The organism is Cellulophaga baltica (assembly GCF_900102165.1).
Lineage (GTDB): Bacteria > Bacteroidota > Bacteroidia > Flavobacteriales > Flavobacteriaceae > Cellulophaga > Cellulophaga baltica.
The window spans coordinates 48094-74898 of record NZ_FNBD01000009.1 but is presented as its reverse complement, the minus strand read 5'-3'; the positions used below and the strand labels follow the sequence as shown (position 1 = coordinate 74898).

General features: G+C 34.7%; 20 protein-coding genes and 1 tRNA gene. 8 read left to right on the top strand and 13 right to left on the bottom strand.

Annotation, left to right across the window (positions count from 1 at the left end; all coding sequences use genetic code 11):
- Positions 1–19: 19 nt before the first annotated feature.
- The gene (locus tag BLQ19_RS15535; protein WP_074538946.1) at positions 20–3274 is read right to left on the bottom strand and encodes a DUF1553 domain-containing protein; all 3255 of its coding nucleotides are present in this window, start codon (positions 3272–3274) and stop codon (positions 20–22) included.
- 214 nt (positions 3275–3488) lie between these two features.
- On the opposite strand from BLQ19_RS15535, the gene BLQ19_RS15530 reads away from it, so the two are divergent.
- Positions 3489–4358 carry an AraC family transcriptional regulator gene (locus BLQ19_RS15530; RefSeq protein WP_024481481.1) on the top strand — a complete coding sequence of 290 codons (870 nt, stop codon included), beginning with the start codon at positions 3489–3491 and terminating at the stop codon, positions 4356–4358.
- Positions 4359–4371: 13 nt separating this feature from the next.
- Here the strand turns inward: BLQ19_RS15530 and BLQ19_RS15525 are convergent, their stop codons facing one another.
- The 5 genes from BLQ19_RS15525 to BLQ19_RS15505 all read right to left on the bottom strand — a co-directional run bounded on the left by BLQ19_RS15525 (position 4372) and on the right by BLQ19_RS15505 (position 11179).
- Complete coding sequence (locus BLQ19_RS15525; RefSeq protein WP_074538945.1) at positions 4372–5694, bottom strand: Gfo/Idh/MocA family protein; 1323 nt, start codon at positions 5692–5694, stop codon at positions 4372–4374.
- Positions 5695–5913: 219 nt separating this feature from the next.
- Positions 5914–7332, bottom strand: coding sequence for a D-xylose transporter XylE (xylE, locus tag BLQ19_RS15520; RefSeq protein WP_074538944.1), 1419 nt, complete (start codon positions 7330–7332; stop codon positions 5914–5916).
- Positions 7333–7341: 9 nt separating this feature from the next.
- Positions 7342–8667, bottom strand: a complete 1326-nt coding sequence (xylA, locus tag BLQ19_RS15515; RefSeq protein WP_074538943.1) for a xylose isomerase — start codon at positions 8665–8667, stop codon at positions 7342–7344.
- 24 nt (positions 8668–8691) lie between these two features.
- Complete coding sequence (locus BLQ19_RS15510) at positions 8692–10176, bottom strand: xylulokinase (RefSeq protein WP_025615701.1); 1485 nt, start codon at positions 10174–10176, stop codon at positions 8692–8694.
- A gap of 4 nt (positions 10177–10180) precedes the next feature.
- The gene (locus tag BLQ19_RS15505) at positions 10181–11179 is read right to left on the bottom strand and encodes a GntR family transcriptional regulator (protein WP_306671377.1); all 999 of its coding nucleotides are present in this window, start codon (positions 11177–11179) and stop codon (positions 10181–10183) included.
- 150 nt (positions 11180–11329) lie between these two features.
- Here BLQ19_RS15505 and BLQ19_RS15500 point away from each other — a divergent pair.
- The 5 genes from BLQ19_RS15500 to BLQ19_RS15480 all read left to right on the top strand — a co-directional run bounded on the left by BLQ19_RS15500 (position 11330) and on the right by BLQ19_RS15480 (position 15249).
- Positions 11330–11413 (top strand) — tRNA-Leu (locus BLQ19_RS15500).
- A 164-nt stretch (positions 11414–11577) separates the two neighbouring features.
- Entirely contained in the window at positions 11578–12477 is a 900-nt protein-coding gene (locus tag BLQ19_RS15495) for a MerR family transcriptional regulator (protein WP_024481486.1), read from the top strand.
- A gap of 15 nt (positions 12478–12492) precedes the next feature.
- Positions 12493–13953, top strand: a complete 1461-nt coding sequence (crtID, locus tag BLQ19_RS15490; RefSeq protein ID WP_074538942.1) for a bifunctional phytoene desaturase/3,4-desaturase — start codon at positions 12493–12495, stop codon at positions 13951–13953.
- Positions 13954–13957: 4 nt separating this feature from the next.
- Positions 13958–14797 carry a phytoene/squalene synthase family protein gene (locus BLQ19_RS15485; RefSeq protein ID WP_074538941.1) on the top strand — a complete coding sequence of 280 codons (840 nt, stop codon included), beginning with the start codon at positions 13958–13960 and terminating at the stop codon, positions 14795–14797.
- 2 nt (positions 14798–14799) lie between these two features.
- Entirely contained in the window at positions 14800–15249 is a 450-nt protein-coding gene (locus tag BLQ19_RS15480) for a sterol desaturase family protein (protein WP_074538940.1), read from the top strand.
- A gap of 3 nt (positions 15250–15252) precedes the next feature.
- On the opposite strand, the gene BLQ19_RS15475 is transcribed toward BLQ19_RS15480, so the two are convergent.
- The 7 genes from BLQ19_RS15475 to BLQ19_RS15445 all read right to left on the bottom strand — a co-directional run bounded on the left by BLQ19_RS15475 (position 15253) and on the right by BLQ19_RS15445 (position 25243).
- On the bottom strand, positions 15253–15819 hold the full coding sequence (locus tag BLQ19_RS15475; RefSeq protein WP_074538939.1) for a TlpA family protein disulfide reductase: 567 nt from the start codon (positions 15817–15819) through the stop codon (positions 15253–15255).
- On the bottom strand, positions 15819–16379 hold the full coding sequence (locus BLQ19_RS15470; protein ID WP_029446918.1) for a TlpA family protein disulfide reductase: 561 nt from the start codon (positions 16377–16379) through the stop codon (positions 15819–15821). Before BLQ19_RS15470 ends, BLQ19_RS15475 begins: the two co-directional genes overlap by 1 nt.
- 105 nt (positions 16380–16484) lie before the next feature.
- Positions 16485–18758 (bottom strand): aconitate hydratase, encoded by a 2274-nt coding sequence (locus tag BLQ19_RS15465; protein ID WP_074538938.1) that lies wholly within the window; start codon positions 18756–18758, stop codon positions 16485–16487.
- 242 nt (positions 18759–19000) lie between these two features.
- On the bottom strand, positions 19001–21775 hold the full coding sequence (locus tag BLQ19_RS15460; RefSeq protein WP_024481493.1) for a bifunctional aconitate hydratase 2/2-methylisocitrate dehydratase: 2775 nt from the start codon (positions 21773–21775) through the stop codon (positions 19001–19003).
- 199 nt (positions 21776–21974) lie between these two features.
- Entirely contained in the window at positions 21975–22928 is a 954-nt protein-coding gene (locus BLQ19_RS15455) for an AAA family ATPase (protein ID WP_024481494.1), read from the bottom strand.
- Positions 22929–22932: 4 nt separating this feature from the next.
- A complete protein-coding gene (locus BLQ19_RS15450) occupies positions 22933–24366 on the bottom strand; it encodes a peptidylprolyl isomerase (protein ID WP_025615708.1) in 1434 nt (477 codons plus the stop codon).
- Positions 24353–25243 carry a peptidylprolyl isomerase gene (locus BLQ19_RS15445; RefSeq protein WP_074538937.1) on the bottom strand — a complete coding sequence of 297 codons (891 nt, stop codon included), beginning with the start codon at positions 25241–25243 and terminating at the stop codon, positions 24353–24355. Before BLQ19_RS15445 ends, BLQ19_RS15450 begins: the two co-directional genes overlap by 14 nt.
- A 136-nt stretch (positions 25244–25379) precedes the next feature.
- Between BLQ19_RS15445 and BLQ19_RS15440 the strand changes: the two genes are divergently transcribed.
- A complete protein-coding gene (locus tag BLQ19_RS15440; protein WP_024481497.1) occupies positions 25380–25622 on the top strand; it encodes a hypothetical protein in 243 nt (80 codons plus the stop codon).
- 11 nt (positions 25623–25633) lie between these two features.
- Positions 25634–26785 (top strand): serine hydrolase, encoded by a 1152-nt coding sequence (locus BLQ19_RS15435; RefSeq protein ID WP_074538936.1) that lies wholly within the window; start codon positions 25634–25636, stop codon positions 26783–26785.
- Positions 26786–26805: the final 20 nt, after the last annotated feature.

Below are 26805 nucleotides of genomic sequence, written 5' to 3'. Positions count from 1 at the left end.
TTCTTATAAGGTTACCAATTTATCTTTTTGTAATTGTAGCATCTGCATTCATGATGGTACTTGCTACTACAGCATTTGCAGCTATTAATGCCTTATTATCACTTTCACTTAATTCATACGCTCCTGTATTTAACCACCCTAAGGCCTTATTCAGGTTGCTATTAAATTTATCGTATTCAGATTTTTGTAATTTCCTCAATACGCTTAATTCTTTTTCAGTTGCTGTTCTACCCGTTAATTTTATGAAGGCCAACTTAATTCCCGCATCAATAGTTTTCTCTTCTGCCATACGCTTTCCTAAAACTCTTGATGCTTCTATATACGTAGGATCATTAAGAATCACTAAGGCTTGTAATGGTGTGTTGGTTTTCTGTCTTCTAGAAGAACACAATTCTCTTGTTGGAGCATCAAAAGTGGCTATAGTAGGATTCGGAATTGTTCTTTTCCAAATGGTATACATACTCCTTCTATACAAGCCTTCTACACCATCTTGCTCATACGTATCACCATTCACTTCCCATAAGCCTTCTGGCTGGTATGGTTTAACACTTTCTCCTCCTATTTTTTCATTTAATAATCCAGAAGCATATAAAGCATTATCCCGAAGCATTTCTCCAGATAGTCTTGTTGATGGACCACGAGACAACCATCTATTTTCTCCGTCTACTGCTAAAAGCTCTTTACTAATAACAGAACTTTGCTGATACGTGTTAGACATCATCATAGTTTTTAATAAATCTTTAATATCCCAACCTGAAGACACAAAACGAATCGCCAACCAGTCTAATAATTTAGGATGTGTTGGTAAATCGCCTTGATTTCCAAAATCTTCTGAACTTAATACCAATCCTCTTCCAAAGAGATTCTGCCAATACCTATTTACAGTAACTCTCGCCGTTAATGGATTATCTTTATCTGTAATCCATTTAGCCAAACCAAGTCTGTTTTTAGGCCATGCCTCTTTCCAAGGGAAAATATCTTGAGGCACATTTGGAAAAACAGAATCGGTAGGAGAATCATAATTACCCCTATCTAAAATATAAGCTTGTCTTGGAGACTTGCTTTCTTTCATGATCATAATTTGTTTTACCTTTTCCGTACTATCTACTAAAGCCTCTCTTTTATGCTCTACGTCTTTTAAGACTGATACGTATTCCTGAGATTTTGTACTTAAAAAATACTGGGTTAATTGTTGCTTTTCTAGCGCACTTAAATTAGCGTATGGTTTTTTCTGAAGATTCTTTAATTTATCTGAGGTGCTAATTTGTAAGACCTCAATTGGAGAAATTTCTTTATCAAAAACCAATAAATTATCTACTACAGCACCGCCGATACCCTTATCTCTCCAGATAGCCCCAACTCGTAAGCCTGGCTCAAGTTTTGGACTCTCTTTTCCATAAAGTTGCAATCCATTAAAGATGATGTCTTTATAAAGATTATCAAACTTCATCTTTGTTTTTAATTGCTCTCCGTCTTGATAAATATGTATTCCATTCGCTTTACTAGAGCCATCATACGTCATGGTTAACTGCACCCACTTTTCTTTAGGCACATCATTTAAAGACTCAATAACAATAGCATTATCTGGATATACATGCGCCAATAAAGCTTCAATCTTGTTTTCTTTTATTTTTAGATGATACCCTCTAAAACTATGCAGCTCAGAACTATTCATCTTATGAAAAATTACCCCATCCGTAATTTCTTCCGGAATAAAAACTTGTATAGAAATACTAAAAGGTTGGTTTCTTTTAAAAATTCCAATTTTATCTAAGTCCAGCCAAGTATCGCCATCCATAGCCAGTCCTTTTCCTGAGACACCTTGTTTGTAAACAGCCTTTTCATTTTCTACAAACTCTTGACGCATTTGAACCTTGTTCTTGCCATTACCACCAATAGCATTTACTAGTCTTTGGTCATCAAAATTAAATGCTGCTACTAAACCATCTGGCTTCACATTTGTAGCAATATTTTTGTAAGATTCATTTGCCAGCCATTGCGCGGCTTTTTGGCTTTCTGTTGTAATTGTTTTTGTTAGTTTTTTCTCACTAGTTTTTACAATTTCATCTAAATACGCGAGGACGCCTTCTTGCTCCTTAGTAGGTAACATCATAGCTGGTACCGGAGTAGCCAAATCCCAAGGTATTAACCCTGTTTCATCTACGTTATTAAAGAAACTATACATCTCATAATAATTTTTCTGAGATATAGGATCATACTTATGGTCATGACATTTTGCACAAGCATAAGGCAAGCCTAGCATACCTTGACTCACCGTAGCCGTTCTATCGGCTACATATTCAGATCTAAATTCCTCATCGATAATACCTCCTTCTAAATTTTGAGGATGCAGACGATTGAACGTAGTGGCCAATTTTTGCTCTCGAGTGGCATTTTCAAACAAATCTCCTGCCAATTGCCAAGTAAGAAAATCGTCATAAGGCATATTCTCATTAAAAGAATTAATCACCCAATCTCTCCAAGGAGAGGTATCTCTATATTTATCATTACTATATCCATGCGTATCTGCATACCTTGAAACATCCATCCAATCTAAGGTCATTTGCTCTCCAAAATGTTTTGAAACTAAAAGCCTGTCTAATTGTTTTTCAAAAGCATTAGAGGAGGTATCGTTTAAAAAATTGTTTATTTCTTCGGTAGTAGGTGGCAATCCTGTTAAATCAAATGAAGCTCTACGCAATAAAACTTCTTTGTCTGCTTTTTTGGAAGGCACCAAGTTTACTTCCTTTAATTTAGCCAAAACAAAATTATCTATCTCATTACCTACTAATTCTTTATTATCAACTTTAGGAATTTCATATTTCTCTGGCTTTAAGAAAGCCCAATGCTCTTTATATTCAGCTCCACTCTCTATCCATTTTATCAATACTGCTTTCTCATAATCTGTAAGCGTTAAATGAGAACCAGGCGCTGGCATAATTAAATCTGGATCATTAGACATGATCCGATGAAAAAATTCACTTTTCTTTAAATTGCCAGGTGTTATTGCAAATTTACCTGGACTTTCACTTAATTCTCCGTAAGCGAACTCCGCCTCATGCAACTGCAAACCTCCTTTTATGTTTCCTTTGTCCGGTCCGTGACACAAATAGCACTTATCCGACAATATAGGTTTCACATGTTGGTTAAAATCTACTTTCTCAGGCAGCTTTTCATATTCTAACGAGACCATCTCAGGAAGCTCAGGACCACCACATGATACCAAGAAAGCTATAAAGATTCCAAAAATTATATAATTGCTAATTTTCATCATAAAAATTTATAAAATAAGTAACTCACCAAAAATAGAATTTAAAAGAATCATACTATTGGACAAATCAGTTCATAAAATGCACATTTCCGACATGTTCATTTTTTGTCTAGTGCTTTTCAGCTCATATTTCCTTAATTTAGCATGGCTAACGCAGTTGCATGTAATTAGAAAAGATGACATATTCAGTTCTAATAGCGCAAAAAACAGATTTAAAATGATCGAAATTCTACAATCCCTACGTTTAACCTTATTAAATATTGGCTATGCTAAACTTGATAGCTCCTGGAATTTTGACAATGTCATTAGTCCTTTTACACGCATGTATTATATCACTAAAGGGAGCGCTAAAGTGTATCACAATAATCAAACTTTCATCTTAAAACCGGGTTTTATGTACATTGTTCCTAGCTATGCTTATGCTAGATATTCTTGCGAAGAGTACCATGAACAATATTATATTAGCTTTCTAGAAGAAGTAAACAATGGCGTATCTATCTATAGTCTAAAAGATTTTATTTATGAAATAGAAGCAACACCTCATATGCTAACTTACTTTGAACGGCTCACGGAGTTAAATAATAAGCGTGAAATAAAAAATAGTGATCCAAAAACGTATGACAACAAACCCACACTATTAGATTTTATAAAGCAAAATGAAAGTTTGAATACCAAAGATTTTCTAGAAACGCAAGGGCTACTTACCGTGCTATTTTCAAAATTTATTACTAATTACAAGTTGCAAAATGAACAAAAGGTGAATAATTTTGGAATGCAAAAAACACTAAATTACATCAACCATAATTTACATTTACCTATAACTGTAGAAGAACTTGCTACCTTCTGTAATTATAGTCCCGATTATTTTTCTAAACAGTTCAAACAGATCTATAACATTGGTCCTAATAAATTTATTCAGGAGAAAAGGATAGAGCGCTCACAACTCTTATTATTGACTACCAATGACTCTTTGAAAGAGATTGCTGAAAAAGTGGGACTAGATAACATCTCCTACTTTTCTAGGCTATTTAAAAAACATACAGGAAAAACACCTGCTTTTTTCAGAAAAGAGCAGGTGCATATCTAATGCTTATAATTTACTAAAACTTACGGTCTTTTCTACCACGCATTTTATTAGCCTCTGAGTCTCCCATAAATTTCTCTTTCTTAGGATCCCATTGCAAAGGTCTTCCTAAATTGTAGGCTATATTGGCAATATTACATACGGTTGCAGAACGGTGCCCCGTTTCTACATCACAAATAGGCTGTGTTCTAGTTTTTGTGGCATCTACCCAATCTTGCAAATGGTTTCCATTGCTATTGTACAACTTTACTTTAGCATTAGATAAAGCTGTCGTAAGTAAATTCTCTGGAGTCGTTTCCAAATAACTACGGCTAACATCCATAGTGCCTTTAGAACCAATAAAGCGAACGCCCCAACCTCTACCAAAATCTTCATGAATCATCTCTATACCGTTTTCATAATACATTTTTAATCCACGTACTGCATTTCTATCTGTAGGCGGTATATATTTAACGGGGCCAGAGTTATCCATATCTAATGCCCACTGTACAATATCAAACATATGAGCACCCCAATCACAGAGAATACCACCCCCCACTTCTTCATAAAGTCTCCAATCTGGCCAGAAATCTACATCATTACGAGATGGTGCTAACCGGTGATTGTACGGAAGCATTGGTGCGGGGCCACACCAATTATTCCAATTAACCTCAGATGGCATTGCTTCTGCCTTTAAATTATAGGGAACGGCAGGATCACCCACATTAACTAGAACTTTTTGAATATCACCAAGATGTCCGTTTCTTATTAACTCACAGGCTTTTCTGAAAGAATCCCAAGAGCGTTGCATACTTCCTGTTTGCAAAATCTGACCTGTTTTTTTTGTGGTCTTTACTAAAGCAATACCTTCTTCTATATTATGCGTTAAAGGCTTCTCACAATAGACATCTTTACCAGATTTCATGGCATCAATAGCCTGAATAGCATGCCAATGATCTGGCGTGGCAATCACTACACCGTCAATATCACTTCGCTCTAAAAGTTCTTTGTAATTCAGATACGTGCTGATCGCATTATAATTAGACACATTTCTTTTTTCAGCATATATTTTTTCTACATGTCCTTTGAACCATATATTTTTGGTACTCCAAACATCACTAGCTGCTACTATTTGTGCGCTAGTATTCCCTATAAAATTTTTAGCAAGACCTTGACTTTGTTTTCCCAAGCCAATAAATCCTAAATTCATTTTATCACTTGGAGCTATAAAACCTCTTCCAAATACATGTCTAGGCAAAATACTAATGGCACCTGCTGCTAATGCTGTTTTGGTAATAAACCCTCTTCGCGATAGTTTTTGATCTACTATCTTTTCATTTTTTATTTTTTGGTCTTTCATTTTTTGCTGCTTCTTTTTTATAGGTTGATATTATATATACTCATTTGGTTGTCACTCTGATAAAACTATAACTTCACAAAAGGATGATGGATCATATATGAGTAAAAAGATACTATATATGATTTTTATCCGTCGCTGTCAACACAAAAAAAATCCTTGAACAGTAGCAACTGTCAAGGATTCCATAATTTATAGGGTATGTACAACTAAAAAAAAATCTTAACTTTTTTCCCAAACGTCATCCATTTCCTCCAAGGTTTTACCCTTAGTTTCAGGTACAAATTTCCACACCACAAACATGGCTATTAATCCCATTATACCATAAATCCAATACGCAAAACCATGATTAAATTTTTCTAAGAGGTAAATGTTTTTATCCATCATTGGAAAAGTCCAAGACACTACATAGTTACTAATCCACTGCGCAGCTACCGCCACTGCTAGAGCTTTATCTCTAATTTTATTTGGAAACATTTCAGATAACAAAACCCAAGTTACGGGTCCCCAGCTCATAGCAAAACCTGCAACATATACCAACATACAAATTAGGGCTAGAATACCTACGGTTTGCGAGTAGAAGGTTGCGCCTAACGCAAACATAGCAACAGCCATCCCTAAAGCTCCAATGATCATTAACGGTTTTCTACCATATTTATCTACGGTAAGAATTGCTAAAACCGTAAATACTAAATTTACACCCCCCACAATAATAGTCTGTAGTAAAGCTGTATCTGTACCAGATCCCATATTTTTAAAAATCTCAGGAGCGTAATACAAGACTACATTAATACCTACAAATTGCTGAAATACAGATATTAAAACGCCAATTACCACTACTGCTATTCCAAAAGAAAATAGCTTGCCTGACTTATGAGACACGGTATTCTGAATATCATGTAGAATTTTTTGAGCCTCCAATTTTCCGTTTACCTTTTCAAGAACTTCTAATGCCTTATCTGGTTTATTTTTGAGCACCAAAGAACGTGGAGTATCTGGCACAAACAATAAAAAACCTAGAAATAATGATGCTGGAATTACTTCTGAAGCAAACATCCAACGCCAACCAATAGTATTTAGCCAAGTATCATCTCCTTGACCTGCGATATAATAGTTTACGAAATAGACAATTAACATCCCAAAAATAATGGCAAACTGATTCAGCGAAACTAGTTTACCTCTAATTTTTGCAGGTGCTATTTCTGCGATATATAATGGCGATAACATCGATGCTAACCCTACGCCTATACCTCCAATTACTCTATAAACAATGAAGAAATAGATAAAGGTATGATCTCCTTCACCAATAGGTTTCATAAATAGCTCTGGCATTGCAGAACCCAATGCAGAACAAAGAAAAAGGATTGCTGCGAGCAACAATCCTTTTTTTCTTCCTATTTTTTTACTGATATATCCTCCAGAAATACCTCCGATAATACAACCGATTAATGCGCTAGACACTAAAAAGCCTAATCGCGAATTAGCAGACATTTCATCTAAACCAAAAGGCAATACAAAAAAACTATCTAATGCACTTACAGTACCTGAAATTACCGCTGTATCATAGCCAAAAAGTAATCCGCCTAATGTAGCAACCAGCGTTAGTTGCATTAAGTATTTAGAATTTCTAGGAGTTTCCATAGATCAGGTTTATATGTATTGGTTGATGATGTTTTCAAATAACTCTTGCTTACCGCTTTTTAATTCTAGTTCGCCATTTTCTTGAGCTACTTTATACAAGTCTTCCAACGTTAACTTTCCTGCTTCAAAATCTTTACCTTTTCCGGCATCAAATGAACTGTATCGTTTTGTTCTCAAATCATCATAAGCTGAAGAAGTAATAATCTTATCTGCTGTTAACAATGCTCTCGCAAACGTATCTGCACCACCAATATGCGCTAAGAATACATCTTCCATATCCGTAGAGTTTCTTCTAATCTTAGCATCGAAATTAACACCACCACCTTGTAAACCGCCTGCTTTCAAGAAGACCAACATAGCTTCTGTAGTTTCTTGAATGTTGTTAGGAAATTGATCTGTATCCCATCCGTTTTGATAATCTCCACGGTTAGCATCTAAACTACCTAACATACCTGCTTTAGCCGCTGTAGCAATTTCATGCTGAAAAGTGTGTTGTGCTAAAGTAGCATGATTTACTTCTATATTAATTTTAAAATCCTTCTCTAAACCGTACTCTTTTAAAAAGCCAATTGCTGTAGCAGAATCAAAATCATATTGGTGCTTCATAGGCTCCATAGGTTTTGGCTCAATAAAGAAATTACCTTTAAACCCTTGAGCCCTAGCGTAATCTCTAGCCATTACAAGAAACTGTCCCATATGATCTAACTCACGGCCCATATCAGTATTCAATAAAGACATGTATCCTTCTCTACCACCCCAAAAAACATAGTTTTCACCATCTAATGCCATGGTAGCATCTAAAGCCAATTTCACTTGACCACCAGCTCTAGAAAGCACGTCAAAATCGGGATTTGTAGCAGCACCATTCATGTAGCGCGGGTTAGAAAAACAATTAGCAGTACCCCAAAGTAATTTTACTCCTGAAGCTGCTTTCTTTTCTTTAATATATTCTGTAATTGTTACCAATCTTTTCTCTGACTCGGCAAAAGTGGATGCCTCTTGAATTAAATCATAATCATGAAAACAGAAATAATCAAAGCCCATTTTACCAATAAATTCAAACGCAGCATCTGCTTTATCTTTTGCCGCTTGAATAGGATCTGAGGCTTTGTCCCATTCAAAACTTTGAGTTCCAGGACCAAAAGGATCTCCTCCTTGACCACAGAATGTATGCCAATAAGCTATAGAAAATTTAAAATGCTCGCGCATTGTTTTTCCTGCAACTACTTGCTCTGGATTATAATATTTAAATGCTAATGGATTATCAGAATCCTTACCTTCAAATTTAATCTCCCCAATACCTTTAAAATATTCTTTATATCCTAAGATTGCCATGTTATTTAATTTTAAGTTGTTATTCTATTTATTATTTAAAACGAGTTCTAATTCTTTTTTCCAATTCTGATACGCTTCCTGATACGGCTTTTTATCCTTAAAGGGCATAAAAGTCATCACATGATCATTATCCATGATTAATTTACCATACGTTTCAAAATCACCCTCATGCAAACCTGCAGCTCGTGCCGCTCCAATAGCGCCAGTAGTATTGTATATTTCTATTTCATACCCTATCAAAGTGGCCACTGTATTTGCAAAAATGTCTGATCGAAATAAATTGTCATTTCCTGCCCGAATTACATTCACATTTATGCCATCAGATTTTAAAATTTCCATTCCGTATACAAAAGAAAAGGCGATACCTTCTAAGGCTGCTCTGCATAAATGACCTTTATGGTGGTTGTTAAGATTTACATTAACTAACCTTGTGCCTATATCTTTATTATTAAGCATACGCTCAGCACCATTTCCAAAAGGAAGCATGCAAACACCATCTGCTCCTATACCTATTTCTGAAGCAAGCGTATTCATCTCTTCATACGAGTTAACTGCTAGGTTATTTAATAACCAACGGTATTGTATTCCTGCGCCATTGATATTTAATAACTTACCAATACGCGGGTCTGATTTTTTATAATTCACGTGTGCAAAATTATTTACGCGTGTGCTTTCTTTACCAGACAAACTATCTGTTACCGCGTAAACCACGCCAGAAGTTCCGCCCGTTGCAGCTACTTCTCCTGGATTAAACACATTTAAAGACAATGCATTGTTAGGCTGGTCTCCTGCTCTATAGAAGATGGGAGTTCCGATAGCCAAGCCACTCTCTTCTGCGCCTTTTTCATCTACCTTAGATTGCAAACCAAAAGTGTCTACAATCGTAGGCACCAGAGTCTCCTCTATTCCGTAGTAGTCTAAAAGAAATTGAGCAATACCATCAGTTTTAAAATCCCAAAAAATACCCTCAGACAAACCAGAGATAGTGGTATTTATTTTATTAGAAAATTTATAAGCGATATAATCTCCAGGCAGCATAAACTTGTAAATATTAGCATATACCTCTGGTTCATTTTCCTTTACCCATCTTAATTTAGAGGCGGTAAAATTAGCGGGAGAGTTTAATAAATGTGCAGCACACTTTTCTTCTCCTAAAGCTTCAAAAGCGGTATTACCTATTTCTACAGCTCTACTATCACACCAAATAATACTTTTTCTCAAAGGTTTGCCATCTTTGTCTACAATGACAAGTCCATGCATTTGATAAGAAATACCAATCCCTTTAATATCGGTTTTAGAAACAGCATATTTTCTTTTTAAGCGCTCAATAGCTTTACAAATGTGTTTCCACCACTCCTCAGGGTTTTGTTCTGCCCAACCATTTTTCAAGGCAAGCATGCTCATTTCGGTCTCAGGTTCTTGAACAACCCCTAGACTTTTTCCTGTTTTAATCTCTACTAAAGCCGCTTTTATAGACGAGCTTCCTAAATCGAATCCTATGTAATACATATTGTTATAATGAATCTCTTACAATAATTTTTGTGGGTACATACACTTGAAGTGGTTTATCTGAATTAATAAACTTTGCAGCACTAATACCCAGCTGCTCAAAATCAGTAGTCACTACCGTTATCCCTTTATAAATAAACTTTTTCATAGGTGTATCGTTATAAGATAAGAAACCTACATCTACACCTGGTTCCAAATTTTGTTTACGACACTGTTCTAAAAAAACACCTAAGACGCGGTCACTCACACTGAGGTAAGCTATCCCTTTTTCTATTTTATATTCCTGTGGATTTGTTTTAATCTGGTAATCGAAGTTGTTATCTTGACAATACTTTTCAAAATAAGCTACCGTCTCTTTGGCATGATTAGTATACGTAGGATATAGAAAATGAAGCGCCTTATATTTCTTAAAGTTTTCGGTAATAGACTCCAATCCTTTATAAAAAGCAACTCCAAAATCTTGAAAAACATAATTGTTTTCTGGATTAGAATTTATATTCCAATCTATTAAAAGCAAATCATTATTCGGAATTTTAGCTAAGGTTTTTGAAACCTGCTTATGATCAAACCCCATGACCACATATTTGTAATATTTACCTAAACTATTGTTAAGTATCGTTTTAAAATTGTCAATATTATAATGATGAAATTGAACATCGGTAATAATATCATCTTCCATTTCATTAATAAAAGAATGATACAACACTTCTTTATAGGCCTTAAAAGTATCCAAGACTAATAAAACTTTTCTGTTTTTACTAGCAATATAATAGCCTTTGTTGGGAACGGATTTGACAACTCCATTCTCCTTTAGTATAGTATACGCCTTAAAAACGGTATCTCTTGATAGATGATGTTCTTGACAAAAAGCATTCACAGAAGGCAATGAATCACCAATTGCTAAAACATCTTTAGCGATAGATTGGTTAATTACATCAACAATTTGCTGATATTTTGGCACATCACTCTCGTGATCAATAATAAAACTAAAACTATTTTGCATAATCATCAACCGTACTGGTCTGTTCTGGTATGGATCAAATATATAATTTTATTTTGAATTTGCAAAAAATATTCATTTTTGCAGATGTAGAGTTTTACTTCATAAATAAATGTGGTTAGAAAAAGTTTACTAAATTTGCAGACTTAAAATGCCCACGTGGTGAAATTGGTAGACATGCCACCTTGAGGGGGTGGTGTTCGTAAGGACGTGCTAGTTCGAATCTAGTCGTGGGCACATAAGTCATTTAAGAAATTATTTCTTAAATGACTTTTTTTTGTTTTACACTACTATTCTACTCCTCATTCTTCAACAGAACATTTATTTCCGTAAAAAAATCACAGAAATAATAAATGCAATCATTAAAAAGATTAAATTTGTTTAATCTTTTTTCAAAATAAATGAACAACGTAAAAAAATACTTCAGTATAAGAGATTTGGAAAATTTATCTGGAATAAAAGCCCATACCATTCGTATTTGGGAAAAGAGATATAATTTACTAGAACCAGAACGCACCACAACCAATATCAGAAACTATAGTTTAAAGAGCTTGCAAAAGCTTTTAAACATTACACTGCTCTATAATAATGGACATAAGATTTCTAAAATTGCACAAATACCAGAAGCAGACATCCCAACTGTTGTCCAAGAAGTTATTGAGAAAAAAACAGTAAAAAACCATGCTATAAATTCATTTAAAATAGCCATGGTAAATTTTGACTCCAATTTATTTTACAACACTTATAACAGTCTATTGAAAGAGAATAGCTTTAAAGATGTTTTCTATGAGGCTTTTATTCCGCTTTTAAATGAACTTGGATTACTATGGCAGAATAATGCCGTGAGTCCGTCTCATGAGCATTTCATAACCAACTTAATTAAGCAAAAAATTATTTTAAATACTGAAAAGCTTCTTGTAGATAAACCCACTAAAACAGATAAAACTTTTGTGCTTTTCCTACCAGACAATGAAATACACGATATTGGCTTACTGTATCTAAACTATGAAATAACTTTGAGAGGCTACAAAACAATCTACCTAGGCCAGACGGTACCTATCGAATGTTTAAAAGATTTATTGAGCTATTGTGACAATATTTATTTCCTCTCATATTTTACTGTTGAACCTAACAAAGGGAAACTGCGTAAGTATTTAGAAAATTTTAATCAAGAACTAGGGATAGAGAATAATTACAAGTTTTGGATTTTAGGACATCAAGTACAACACATACAAGCCGATATGCTTCCTGAAAATATGAACAAATTTAAATCGATTGAAAAACTAGTTAGCGCGTTGTAATATTTTAAAAACTGCATGAAAAAAAAGGTAATAATTATTGGCTCTGGGTTTTCTTCTTTATCTGCTGCTGCCTATTTAGCAAAAGAGGGTTTTGACGTAACTATTTATGAAAAAAATAATACCGTTGGAGGCCGCGCACGTCAACTAAAGAAGGAAGGTTTTACCTTTGATATGGGACCTAGCTGGTACTGGATGCCAGACATTTTCGATAAATTCTTTAACGATTTCGGCAAAAAAACTTCTGACTATTACCAATTAGATAAATTAAGCCCTGCCTATAAAATATTTTTCTCTGATGATGTGATTACCATTGGAGATTGCATGGATAAAATAGGTGAAGAGTTTGAGCGTATTGAGCCTGGTAGCGCTATTCACTTGAGAAAATTTATAAAGGTTGCGCAAGAAAACTATGATATCGCTATCAACAAAGTAGTTTTGCGACCAGGACTTTCGCCTTTAGAGTTGGTTACTCCTGAAACCATAACCAGAGTAGATCAATTTTTTAAAACGATTAGTTCCGAGGTCCGCAAAAGATTTAAGAACAAAAAACTTATCTCTACTTTAGAATTCCCTGTATTGTTCTTAGGAGCGAAGCCAAGCAAGACCCCCTCATTCTATAGTTTTATGAATTTTGCCGATTTTGGCTTAGGAACATGGCATCCAAAGGGAGGCATGTATGAAATTATTTTGGCCATGGAAAGCTTGATCAAAGAATTAGGCGTCAAGATTGAAACTAATAGTTCCGCTACTAAAATCCTGGTAGAAAATAAAAAAACTACGGGTATCATTGTAAACGGAGAAACACATTTAGCAGATTTTGTTTTGAGCGGTGCAGATTATCATCATTCTGAAACTTTATTAACGGAAAAGCACAGACAATATACAGAAGCCTACTGGAGCAAAAAAACATTTGCCCCATCATCATTATTATTTTATGTTGGCTTTGATAAACGTATTAAAAATATAGAACACCATAATTTATTTTTTGATACTGATTTTGAATTGCATGCTGAAGAAATTTATGATGAACCTAAATGGCCTAAAAACCCATTATTCTATGCAAATTTCCCTTCCGTAACAGATAAAAGCATGGCGCCAGAAGGAAATGAAACTGGTTTTTTCTTGGTCCCTATTGCACCAAATTTAAAAGATACTGAAGAAATTAGAGAAGAGTATTTTAATCTAATTCTTAACAGATTTGAGGAAAAAACAAATCAAAAGATAAAAAACAATATTATATTTAAAGAGTCCTTTTGTGTGAATGATTTTATTGAAGAATACAACTCTTACAAGGGGAATGCGTACGGTTTAGCAAATACATTAACTCAAACCGCATTTTTAAGACCCAATCTTAAAAGCAAAAAAGTGAAAAATTTATTTTTCACTGGACAGCTTACGGTTCCAGGACCAGGAGTTCCGCCAGCATTAATCTCAGGGAAATTAGTGGCTGAATTGATTACCAAATCAAATAACTAAAACTATGAAAAGTATTTTCGACCAAGTTTCTTATAGCTGCAGCAAAACGGTTACAGAATCATACAGTACATCCTTCTCTTTAGCAACAAAAATGCTACACTCTTCCATTCGGGGAGATATCTATAACATTTATGGTTTTGTTCGTTTTGCAGATGAAATTGTAGATACGTTTCACGACTATGATAAAGAGCTGCTTTTTGATAAGTTTGAGAATGATCTAAAAGACGCCCTAGAGCACAAAATAAGCCTCAACCCCATTTTAAATTCTTTTCAGCACACCTACCATGCGTATAAAATTCCCTATCACTTGGTAGACTCTTTCATAAAAAGCATGCGTATGGATCTTTATAAAACAGTTTATAAAACAGATGCGGAATACAAGGAATATATCTATGGCTCTGCAGATGTAGTAGGTCTAATGTGTTTAAAGGTTTTTGTTCAAGGAGATCAAGAAAGTTATGATTCTTTAAAAACGTCTGCAATGGCATTGGGATCTGCTTTTCAAAAAGTAAATTTTTTGCGTGATTTAAAGGATGACTTTGAAGATTTAAACAGAACGTATTTCCCTAATACAAATCTAAAACAACTAGATGAAGTTTCTAAAAAAAGAATTGTAGATGAAATAAAGGCCGATTTTCAATTAGGATATGAAGGAATTGAACGATTACCACATACGGCAAAATTTGGTGTGTATACTGCTTACAAATATTACTCTAGATTGCTTAGTAAACTACAAAAAACGCCCCCATTAGAAATACAAAATGCAAGAATTAGGGTTCCTAATTATGAAAAATTTGGACTTCTTGCAAAATCATATGTAAATTACAAACTTAATTTAGTTTAACAATGAATACGCTTATCTGGATACTTATATTTATCAGCACATTTGCATTTATGGAATTCATGGCTTGGTTTAGCCATAAGTACATCATGCATGGTTTCTTATGGGTATTACATAGTGACCATCACCATAAAGACCATGATTCTTGGTTTGAACGCAACGATGCATTTTTCATCATTTATGCGGTTGTAAGCATGTCTTTTATTTTAGCCGGAGTAAAAACTTGGTTTTGGTATGGCCTACCTATTGGCTTTGGAATTATGGTATATGGGGCAGCATATTTCTTGGTTCACGACATCTTCATCCACCAACGTTTTAAGTTGTTTAGGAACGCTAATAATAGGTATGCAAAAGGCGTACGTAGAGCGCATAAAATGCACCATAAACATACTGGAAAAGAAGACGGGGAATGTTTCGGAATGTTATTTGTTCCGTTTAAATATTTTAAAAAGTAAGCTTTATACTTTATTTAATAACAAACGGTCTAGTAGTGCTCTTGTGCTTTCACTATTCCAATCTGCAGCACCCGTTTTATCAATGACAATCTCTCCTGATTTACCGATTACAAATGTTGCAGGTATGGCCGAAGATTGCAATAAGGACGGAGGCGCATTTTGAGAATAATAAACAGGCAAAGTATAGCCTTTCTTATGCATAAAAGTATTTACTACAGTTGCATCTTCATTGGTAACAAAGAGAAATACTACCTCAGTTCCGTAATCATCATATAAAGCTTGAAAATCGGGAATTTCGGCAACACACGGCGGACACCAAGTAGCCCAGAAGTTCACCACCACAACTTGATTCTGAAACTCTTGGAAATTTACAGATTTATTTTCCGGAGCAATTAAGTTCCAGTGGTAATCTTTTAAGATGAACCGTTTTTCCTCAGCTACCTCAGAAGGAGCAAAAGAAATAAGTTTATTTACAAAAACTTTCACGGGGAAACCCAAAGGAGTAAACAATACAATCCCTGCTGCAATAAGCAAAACAAGGTTGACAATTTTCTCTCTATTAAATTTCATTATTTGGTTAGAAGTCGATCTATTAAATCATAAATCTTAGAATTATCCCAATCGGCAATTCCTTCTTTATGAATTACAATATTACCTTCCTTATCAATTAAATAAGATGTTGGAGCTTTAATATCTTTTAAAGGCATTTTCTCTCCTATAAATAAATAAGTCACAGGAAAAGTAAGATTATGTTCTGCCATAAAGGTTTCTACAGGTTCTCTTTCTTCATCAGAAATAATATAGAAATCTACTTTGTCCTGGTATTTATCGTATAAAGCTTGAATACTTTGCAGTTCCGCTTCACAAGGAAGCACCCATGATGCAAAGAAATTTACAAATACGACTTTACCTTTTGATCGCTTAAAATTGAAAAAATTCCAGTTTTCATCCTTAAGTCTCCAATCGTAATCTGTAATCTTATTTCTATCGGATTCCTCGGTAACAGAAGGGCTAAACGAGAAAACTTTATTTAATAATACTTTACTATAATCTCCTAGTGGAGTCACAAAAAATGAAAGAATAAAAGCAAATAATAAAATATTTAATACAGTTTTCTTAGTAATTTTCATTCGAATTTACGTTTCCTCAAAACTAAAAAACTCCTGATAAATATCAGGAGTTTTGTTCAATTAATATTAATTAATTTTTAACTTAAATTTAATAGGTTCTTTTGACTAAGCAGCGTTCTCTTTTTTGATCACATTTAAAGCAGAACCCTCTCTATACCAGTCTATTTGAGGCTGATTATAAGTATGATTAGCTTTAATTACATCCTTACTTCCATCTGCGTGAACCACTTCAATTGTTAATTGTTTGTCTGGAGCAAACTCCGCAATATCAATAAAATTGAATGTATCGTCTTCTTGTATTAAGTCATAATCACTTTCGGTTGCGAAAGTAAGACCTAACATCCCTTGCTTTTTAAGGTTTGTTTCATGAATACGCGCAAAAGATTTTACTAAGACAGCAGCTACACCTAAATGTCTAGGCTCCATGGCAGCATGCTCACGAGAAGAACCTTCTCCATAGTTATGATCACCTACCACAATACTTCTAACGCCAGCAGCTTTATAAGCACGTGCTGTATCTGGAACACCACCAAACTCACCCGTTAATTGGTTCTTAACAAAATTAGTTTTGTGACCAAACGCATTGACCGCACCTATTAAACAGTTGTTTGAAATATTATCTAAATGCCCACGGAAGCGTAACCAAGGACCAGCCATAGAAATATGATCCGTAGTACATTTACCAAAAGCTTTGATTAATAATTTAACACCCATTAAGTTTTTATCTTTGATAGGAGTAAAAGGCTCTAATAATTGTAGTCTTTCAGAATCTGTTGCTACTTTTACAACAACACCAGAACCGTCTTCATCTGGAGCTAAATACCCAGCATCTTCTACTTCAAAACCTTTAGGAGGTAATTCCCATCCTGTTGGCTCATCAAACATCACTTCTTCGCCATTCTCGTTGATTAATTTATCCGTCATTGGATTAAAATCTAATCTACCCGCAATAGCAATTGCAGCTGTTATTTCTGGAGAAGCTACAAAAGCATGTGTATTAGGGTTTCCATCTGCACGTTTTGCAAAGTTTCTATTGAAAGAGTGCACAATACTATTTTTTGGAGCGTTTTTAGGATCACTATATCTAGCCCATTGCCCTATACAAGGACCACAAGCATTGGTAAATATTTTTGCATTTAAGTTCTCAAATACTTGTAAAATGCCATCCCTTGCTGCAGTAAAACGAACTTGCTCAGAACCTGGATTAATCCCTAATTCTGATTTCATTTTTAATCCTTTATCAATGGCTTGTTGCGCAATAGAAGAAGCTCTAGATAAATCTTCATAAGAAGAGTTGGTACAAGAACCAATTAATCCCCACTCTACAGCTAAAGGCCATTCATTTTCTGTAGCTTTCTCAGTCATGTCACTACCTACTTTAGTAGATAAATCTGGCGTAAAAGGTCCGTTTAATAATGGCGTTAATTCTGATAAGTTTATTTCAATAACCTCATCAAAGTATTGTTCTGGGTTTGCATATACATCAGCATCTGCTGTTAAATGTTCTCTAACTTCATTTGCAGCATCTGCAATATCTGCTCTATCTGTAGCTCTTAAATAGCGCTCCATAGAATCATCATAACCAAATGTAGAGGTAGTTGCTCCTATCTCTGCACCCATATTACAAATTGTTCCTTTACCTGTACAAGATAAAGACGTAGCACCAGAACCAAAATACTCTACAATTGCTCCTGTTCCTCCTTTTACGGTAAGAATTTCAGCAACTTTAAGGATTACATCTTTAGGCGCAGTCCAACCAGAAATTGTTCCAGTTAACTTAACTCCTATTAATTTTGGAAATTTAAGCTCCCATGCCATTCCTGCCATAACATCTACAGCATCAGCACCACCTACTCCAATAGCCACCATACCCAAACCACCAGCATTTACGGTGTGAGAATCGGTACCAATCATCATACCTCCTGGAAAAGCATAATTTTCTAAAACTACTTGGTGAATAATACCAGCTCCTGGTTTCCAGAAACCAATACCATATTTATTAGAAACAGATTCTAAGAAATTAAAAACTTCTGCACTTGTATTATTTGCCGATTTTAAATCTGCCGCTGCTCCACTTTTTGCTTGAATTAAGTGATCACAATGTACTGTAGTGGGTACTGCAACTTTCGGCTTACCAGCTTGCATGAATTGCAATAGCGCCATTTGTGCTGTTGCATCTTGACAAGCTATACGATCAGGTGCAAAATCAACATAATCTTTTCCTCTAACAAAAGCCTTAGAAGGAGTACCATCCCAAAGGTGGGAGTATAAAATTTTCTCAGAAAGTGTCAATGGTTTTCCAACAACTTCACGTGCTTTATTCACACGATCAGACATATTAGAATACACATCTTTTATCATATCTATATCAAATGCCATAAGATTTATATATATTTTTTTAGTACTAATTTTAGTCTTACTAAGATACAAAATATAGAAAGACTACAGAAAAGTAATTTAAATATAGAATGATTATAAAAAAGGATTCACTTCCTTATAAAACAAGTCCAATACTAAAGAAACAATACTTTTTAAAAAGACTCAATAGCATAAATGAATGACACACAAAAAAGCCTGAGTCTACGACTCAGGCTTTTCTATAATTTATAGTTATGTAACTACTATTTAACCAATTGTTTTGTTGAAGGTTTAAACTTCGTCAATACAATACCATCTACAGCTGCTTCATATTCTGCCATAGTTGGCGTTCTACCTAAAATTGTAGATAAAACAACTACTGGTGTAGAAGACAATAAAGACTCCCCTTTCTTCTCGCCAGTATCTTTTACAACTCTACCTTGGAATAAACGTGTTGATGTTGCCATAACCGTATCTCCGGGCTCTGCCTTCTCCTGATTCCCCATACATAGGTTACATCCAGGACGCTCTAAATACAACATGTTTTCATATTTAGTACGTGCCAATCCTTTTGGTGCGTTATCGTCAAACTCGAAACCTGAATATTTTACTAGAACATCCCAATCTCCTTCTGCTTTTAACTCATCAACAATATTATAAGTTGGTGGAGCTACTACTAACGGAGCTTTAAATTCAACTTTACCTTTTTGAGCTTCAACATTTTTCAACATTTGAGCTAATATTTTCATATCACCTTTGTGAACCATACAAGAACCTACGAAACCTAAATCAACTTTCTTAACACCTCCATAGTAAGATAATGGTCTAATGTTATCATGTGTATAACGTTTAGAAACATCATCGTTATTTACGTCTGGATCTGCAATCATTGGTTCTGCTATCTCATCTAAATCAATAACAACTTCTGCATGATATTTAGCATTTGCATCTGGTCTTAAAGAAGGCTTTATACCAGTTTTAAGTTCTGTAATTCTAGTTTCTGCTTTATTAACTAAACCTTTAAGTACTCCCTTAGCATTGTCCATTCCTTTATCAATCATGATTTGGATACGACCTTTTGCAATCTCTAAAGACTCAATTAATGTTTCGTCTTCTGAAATACAGATAGAAGCTTTTGCTTTCATCTCTGCTGTCCAATCTGTAAATGTAAAAGCTTCATCTGCAGTAAGTGTTCCAATGTGTACTTCGATAACGCGACCTTGGAATACATTTTCACCACCAAATTGCTTTAACATTTGAGACTGTGTTGCGTGTACCACATCACGGAAATCCATATAAGATTTCATTTGCCCTTTAAAAGTTACTTTTACTGACTCAGGTATTGGCATTGAAGCCTCACCTGTAGCAAGTGCTAATGCAACAGTTCCTGAATCTGCTCCAAAAGCAACACCTTTAGACATACGTGTATGCGAATCTCCACCAATAATGATGTCCCAGTCTCCAACAGTAATATCGTTTAATACTTTATGAATAACATCCGTCATAGGAAAGTACTTTCCTTTCGGATCACGACCAGTAATTAAACCAAAGTCATTCATAAAGCTCATTAATCTTGGAATGTTAGCCTTAGACTTATCATCCCAAACCGATGCTGTATGACAGCCAGATTGATACGCCCCATCAACAATTGGAGAAATAACCGTTGCGGCCATCATCTCTAATTCTTGAGAAGTCATTAAACCTGTAGTATCTTGAGAACCTACTATATTTACTTCTGCACGTACATAAGAACCAGCGTGCAACGTTGCACCTGATGTACCTACTGCATTTCTATTAAATATTTTTTCTACCGCTGTTAAACCCTGACCTTCAATAGTGATTTCTTTTGATGGTGCATATACAGGCACAACATCTACACCGAGTACTTTAGAAGCAAAAGTTTGTAATTTTTTACCGAAAACAACTGCGTAAGATCCACCTGCCTTCATGAACTCCATTTTTTGTGGAGTAAATGCTGCTGAGATATCTTTCAATTCTACTTTATCGTGGTATAATTTTTTCTCTTTAGTATTAATCGTAAGCACCGTACCAGTTGCAACAGAATACATTTGCTTTAAAATTGGTTCACCATCTGCATCAACAATTGTATTGCCATCAGCATCTTTTTGCTTTACCCAGTTTTTAAGATCTAAACCAATACCACCAGTTACACCAACTGTCGTCAAGAAAATTGGAGCAATACCATTGGTACCTGCAATTACTGGCGCAAAATTGATAAATGGCACATATTTACTAAAAGGAACACCTGTCCATAGCGCTACGTTATTCACACCAGACATTCTCGAAGAACCAACTCCCATTGTTCCTTTTTCTGCAATTAGCATTACACGCTTATCTGGATGTTGTTCCTTCAAAGCCAATAATTCATTTTGCATGTCTTTGTTATGCTCAAACATACATTGACCATGCAACTCACGATCTGATCTTGAGTGTGCATCACCCCCTGGAGATAATAAATCTGTTGAAATATCACCAACACCAGCTATATAAGTAACTACTTGTATTTCTTCTTCAATTTCAGGAAGCTTTGTAAAAAACTCTGCTCTGGCATAGCTTTCTATAATATCTTTCGCAATTGCACTACCGTTATTTAAAGCTTCTTCTAAGCGAGCAGTATCAGCCTCATAAAGGAAAACCTGTGTTTTTAACACCTCAGCGGCTTGTTTTGCCAATGCCACATCAGAACCTAAAGCTACATCTAATAAAACGGCTACCGAAGGCCCACCCTTCATGTGAGATAATTGTTCAAAAGCAAAAGCAGGTGTGATTTCTTTCACTACTGATTCACCAAGAATAATTTCCTTTAAAAATTTTGCTTTAACACCAGCAGCACTTGTAGTACCAGGTAAAACGTTATAGATAAAAAAGTTAAGAGAATCTTCTCTGTACTCATGATCTAAGTCTTTAATTTGCTCAATGATTTTACTTAGCAATTCAGCACCATCAATTGGCTGCGGATGAAGTCCTTTTTCTTTTCGTTCTTCTATCTGCTTCAGGTAATCTTTATAAATGCTCATATATTTAGAAAATCTACTTTTAGGTTATTGCAATCTTGCAAAATTACTAAAATATTGAGCCTAAATAAAAGATTTACGAATTGATTGAATGTAATTTGAGAAAAATTTTGAAAAGTGTATTCAAAAAAACGAATACCACATTTAATTGTACTTTTTTATAAAATATCTCTTACGAAAACGTTTGATACAGATGAGATTTCTACAATAATTGGCGAATTATATCATCCTCTGATATGCCTTCTGCTTCCGCTTTGTAATTTTTTATTATTCGATGTCTCAAGATCCCTAAAGCAACGGCTTTAACATCTTCAATATCTGGAGAGAATTTACCTTTGATAGCTGCGTGTGCTTTTGCACCTAAAATTAGATTTTGTGAAGCTCTAGGACCTGCACCCCAATCAATATACTGTTTTACATACTCCGAAGCTGTATCTAAATTAGCACGTGTACTATTTACCAGTCTCACCGCATAATCTACCACATTATCTGGAACTGGAATTCTTCGTACTAATTGTTGTACTGCTATAATTTCTTCTGCATTGAAAAGGGCATTTATTTGGTTTCTAAGATCTGAAGTAGTTGCCTTAACAATGGCTACTTCTTCACTAATAGAAGGGTACTTGAGTTCAATAGCAAACATAAAACGGTCTAATTGCGCTTCCGGCAAAGGGTAAGTACCTTCTTGCTCAATAGGGTTTTGAGTTGCCAATACAAAATACGGCGCAGGTAACTTATAATTTTCACCGGCTATAGTTACAGAGCGCTCTTGCATTGCTTCTAATAAAGCTGCTTGCGTTTTAGGTGGTGTTCTATTTATCTCATCTGCCAAAATAATATTAGAAAATATTGGACCTTTGATAAATTTAAACGTTCTATTTTGATCTAGAATTTCACTCCCTAGAATATCACTAGGCATTAAATCTGGTGTAAACTGAATTCTTTTAAAATCTAAACCTAATGTTTGTGCAATCGTATTTACCATTAATGTTTTTGCCAAACCAGGTACCCCTATCAAAAGAGAGTGCCCACCAGTATATACAGATAATAAAATCTGTTCTACTACTTCTGTTTGGCCAACAATAACTTTGGCGATTTCTCCTTTTAAAGCAAGGTGTTTTTCAACAAGATTATGTATGGCAGTAACATCAGACATGAACTTATTCTTTTATCCAGTTATTTGCAAATTCACAACCTTTATTGGTTTCATTTACACTAATGTAAGTTTCTTCAATATGTTCAGCCATCCATTTTGCAATAGCATCTGCTTGCTTTTGTGTTTTTGCTAATTCCTGAATCTTAATATAATCCTTAGAAAAATCTGCTACATGCTCATCATGACGATTGGTAATCTTCATAATCTTAAAACTTGCACCTTCACGAGGATCTTCTTCTAAAATAGGCTGAGAAATCTCGTTGTCCTTTAAATTACGAATCTGGTTGTAAAAAGTAGGATCCATATTGGTAAGCTCAAAACGCGCACTATAATCTGCAGGGTTACGCAATTGGCCTCCATCAAATTTTGTCTCTTTCTGATCTGAGAAATTTAACGCTGCCTGTGCAAACGTATATTTCCCTGATATAATCTGATTACGAATAGTATCTAATTCCTGCTTAGCTTCATCTAAAGCGCTTTGTGGCACCTTAGGAATCATAAGAATATGACGAATTTCGCGCTCTTGCCCCAAGATCTTTTCTACCGTAATAATATGATATCCAAAAGTGGTTTCAAAAGGCTCAGAAACTTCACCTACGTTTAAACTAAAGGCAACATCTTTAAATTCTTTTACAAATCCTGTTTGCTTATCTATTTTATAAAACCCACCGTTTTGCTTCGAACCAGGATCCTCGCTATTTAATATCGCTTTAATAGAGAAACTAGATCCTTTTTCTAAAATATCTTCACGAATTCTGTTCAAACGATCTATTACCTTTTGCTTCTCTTCTTCTGGCGCAACAGGCTTTTTAACAATTTGAGCTATTTCTAATTCTGATCCAAAAACCGGACGTTGATCTTCTGGTATTTTATTATAGAATTGACGTACTTCTTCTGGTGTAATTTCTATCTCTTCAACAATACTACGTTGCATACGCTCCGAAAGCATACGAAGTTTATTAATCTTATATAATTCTTCTCTAAAGCTTTCCTCATCTGTTTTTTTATAAAAAGACAATACTTTTTCCATAGAACCTACTCTAGATACCAATTGCTGTATTTGAGCATCACTCGTAGCGTTCACCTCATCATCTGCCACCAAAATACTATCTTGAACTGCTTGATGCGCATACAACCGATCTTCCATTAACTTCCCTAATAATCCGCAACGAGAAACATCATCTGCCGAAACACCTTGGTTACGCAAATCAATTAATGTCTTATCAATATCCGATTCTAAAATTAAATAATCACCCACTACTGCAGCAACACCATCTAATTTTATTTTTTTGAAAGGTTTTAGAGAATCTGCAGCCACCGCTACAACAGCAACATCACTTACTTCTTCTACAGGAGTTTCAATAACTTCTTCTTGTGCATTTAGTATTCCAACAAAAAGTACTACTAAAAGGGTAATCGTGTTCTTAATCTTTAACATAAACTTCAAATTCTTTATCCTTAATTGCATCATCAATAATTTCGGTTTCCAATTTTCTAATTAATTCTAACCGTCTCCTGTTTAATAAAATTTGTTTTATTGAGGGTTTAACAAACAACAATGGAGCCGTATCGTTCGTATTCAACACATCAGTAACCTTCGCCAAATATACCCCTATTGAATCCTGTAATTCAAAAAATTGTGATTTTTTTAAGTATCTATCCTCATTTTCAAAGGTTAAGGGCGGAATTTCATTCACAATTCTAGAGGCTTTCACCCAAATAGAATCATTGAAATTTAGATTTTTAAATTGTATTCCAATAGAATCTAAGAACTTCTGATCTTTCGCATTAAAACGATCTAAACGCGACGCCACTTGATCCTTATCTAAAAACTGCGCAGAGAGCTCAATAAACCTAAGTTTCACCAACTTTTCTTTCAGCATGAAGTTTTCTTTTTCTCTCTCGTAAAAACTACTAAGCTGTGCATCAGTAACAATAGTATCCTCTGTTTGACTCACCAATGCTTCTTTATAGGCGCGGGTATACAAATCTGTCTTATAATTTTCTATAAGTTGATTGAATTCTTTTAGCTGCTCTTCGGGTAAATTGATTTTAGATTTGGAAAGTAGTAATTGTTTCGTTGCCCAATTATTGATATAATTAGTTACAAAAGAAGCACTATCTTCTTTAGACACATTATCCTTTAGCAAGGCTTCAACATCATCCTTATATAGATAAGATTTCCCGACACGTGCTAGCGGCTCTCTATCTTCTTCTTTCTTAAAAATTGAACCACATGAAATACCTGTAGCCAAAAGCACAAACACAGATACAACGCGTACCTTTTTAAATAAAATAATGTTTTGTAACTGCATCTTGCAAAAATAACAAATAACGGATGTTGTGCAAGTTCCTAATTTCTAACAAATTTCAAGTACTTTTAACTTTCCCTTTAGAATTATCCCTGTATTAAGGGATAAAAAGAATACAACACTTGATTAATTTTACACTATGAGTACTAAAAAAATTAAATTGATATGGGATTTTCGAGGTCCTGCAGCTGCTAAGACCGCAGAACACCACGTCATTCATTTAAAAGAATTTATTGCTGCAGAAAAATTACAACTAAATATTACGGATGTACAACATGTAAATGACATGTATAGCTTAGCGTTTTTGGTGGTAGAAGAATCAGAAATGCTTAAGGTTAGAGACGCTTTAAAACCGCACCGAGGAGAATTATACAACCCATAAACCCAACACCAATGCTTTCTAAACCAATTAGCATTATTTTCTTTCTACTGCTTATCACAAGTTGCAAAGAGAAATCTAAAATAGAATTCTCACACCCTATTGAATCCGCTTTAAAAGCCACATCCCCTAAAATTAAAAATGTTGTAGACAGCATCAATAAATATGAAGTACAAATAAAATTCACCCAAATACAACGAAAAAACGGGGAGGTTTTATTTACAGATCATGACTTTCAAACCGATGCCACCCATTATTTCTACCCTGCAAGCAGCGTAAAATTACCCATTGCTATTCTTGCTTTAGAAGAGATTAATAAAATTCCTGATGTAAATCTAACTACTAAATTTTATATAGAAGGCGACACTATAGAAACCACCATAGCAAAAGAAATAACTAAAATTTTTGCCGTTAGTGATAACAACGCTTATAATAGATTATTTGAGTTTGTAGGTCAAGACACCATTAATCAGGCATTACGCAGTAAAGGAATAAAAAATGTTCGCATAGCACACCGCTTAGGAGTAGATAATGCAGACGATATTACCACAAAGCCAATTATCATTTATATGAATGATAGCACCACCAGAATACGAAACAAGGGTATTAATAGTGTGATTAAACCCCTCAAAATACTTAGCACTAAAAAAGGAGTAGGTTACCTTGACGAGGATGATTTACTCGTTAAAGAGCCTTTTAATTTTGAACAAAAAAACTATTATCCCATTGAAGCACAGCACCAAGTATTAAAGCGAATAATTTTTCCTGAAAAATTTAAACAGGAAGAGCAATTTAAGATTAGTGCAGCACAAAGAGATTTTATACTTCGAACAATGCGTTCCCTACCACGAGAAAATGGATACGACGCTACAATGTATTATGATAGTTATGTAAAGTTCTTTATGTTTGGCGACAACCCAGACCCAATACCCAATACTATTCAGATTTACAATAAGGTAGGCTATGCGTATGGCACACTTACAGACTGCGCTTATATCAAAGACAGCATCAATAAAATAGAATTTTTATTAACTGCTACTATTTTAGTAAACGGTAATAAGATATATAATGATGATACTTATGAGTATGACACCATTGGTATTCCTTTTTTAGCAGAACTAGGCAGACAACTCTATCAGCAAGAACTACAACTAAAAAAGCAATAATTACTAGCAAAGGTGAGTTA

Excerpts from the sequence above, each read along its gene's own strand:
- BLQ19_RS15535 (WP_074538946.1), bottom strand. The coding sequence starts at position 3,274 with ATGATGAAAATTAGCAATTATATAATTTTTGGAATCTTTATAGCTTTC.
- BLQ19_RS15530 (WP_024481481.1), top strand. The coding sequence starts at position 3,489 with ATGATCGAAATTCTACAATCCCTACGTTTAACCTTATTAAATATTGGC.
- BLQ19_RS15525 (WP_074538945.1), bottom strand. The coding sequence starts at position 5,694 with ATGAAAGACCAAAAAATAAAAAATGAAAAGATAGTAGATCAAAAACTA.
- xylE (WP_074538944.1), bottom strand. The coding sequence starts at position 7,332 with ATGGAAACTCCTAGAAATTCTAAATACTTAATGCAACTAACGCTGGTT.
- xylA (WP_074538943.1), bottom strand. The coding sequence starts at position 8,667 with ATGGCAATCTTAGGATATAAAGAATATTTTAAAGGTATTGGGGAGATT.
- BLQ19_RS15510 (WP_025615701.1), bottom strand. The coding sequence starts at position 10,176 with ATGTATTACATAGGATTCGATTTAGGAAGCTCGTCTATAAAAGCGGCT.
- BLQ19_RS15505 (WP_306671377.1), bottom strand. The coding sequence starts at position 11,179 with ATGCAAAATAGTTTTAGTTTTATTATTGATCACGAGAGTGATGTGCCA.
- BLQ19_RS15495 (WP_024481486.1), top strand. The coding sequence starts at position 11,578 with ATGAACAACGTAAAAAAATACTTCAGTATAAGAGATTTGGAAAATTTA.
- crtID (WP_074538942.1), top strand. The coding sequence starts at position 12,493 with ATGAAAAAAAAGGTAATAATTATTGGCTCTGGGTTTTCTTCTTTATCT.
- BLQ19_RS15485 (WP_074538941.1), top strand. The coding sequence starts at position 13,958 with ATGAAAAGTATTTTCGACCAAGTTTCTTATAGCTGCAGCAAAACGGTT.
- BLQ19_RS15480 (WP_074538940.1), top strand. The coding sequence starts at position 14,800 with ATGAATACGCTTATCTGGATACTTATATTTATCAGCACATTTGCATTT.
- BLQ19_RS15475 (WP_074538939.1), bottom strand. The coding sequence starts at position 15,819 with ATGAAATTTAATAGAGAGAAAATTGTCAACCTTGTTTTGCTTATTGCA.
- BLQ19_RS15470 (WP_029446918.1), bottom strand. The coding sequence starts at position 16,379 with ATGAAAATTACTAAGAAAACTGTATTAAATATTTTATTATTTGCTTTT.
- BLQ19_RS15465 (WP_074538938.1), bottom strand. The coding sequence starts at position 18,758 with ATGGCATTTGATATAGATATGATAAAAGATGTGTATTCTAATATGTCT.
- BLQ19_RS15460 (WP_024481493.1), bottom strand. The coding sequence starts at position 21,775 with ATGAGCATTTATAAAGATTACCTGAAGCAGATAGAAGAACGAAAAGAA.
- BLQ19_RS15455 (WP_024481494.1), bottom strand. The coding sequence starts at position 22,928 with ATGTCTGATGTTACTGCCATACATAATCTTGTTGAAAAACACCTTGCT.
- BLQ19_RS15450 (WP_025615708.1), bottom strand. The coding sequence starts at position 24,366 with ATGTTAAAGATTAAGAACACGATTACCCTTTTAGTAGTACTTTTTGTT.
- BLQ19_RS15445 (WP_074538937.1), bottom strand. The coding sequence starts at position 25,243 with ATGCAGTTACAAAACATTATTTTATTTAAAAAGGTACGCGTTGTATCT.
- BLQ19_RS15440 (WP_024481497.1), top strand. The coding sequence starts at position 25,380 with ATGAGTACTAAAAAAATTAAATTGATATGGGATTTTCGAGGTCCTGCA.
- BLQ19_RS15435 (WP_074538936.1), top strand. The coding sequence starts at position 25,634 with ATGCTTTCTAAACCAATTAGCATTATTTTCTTTCTACTGCTTATCACA.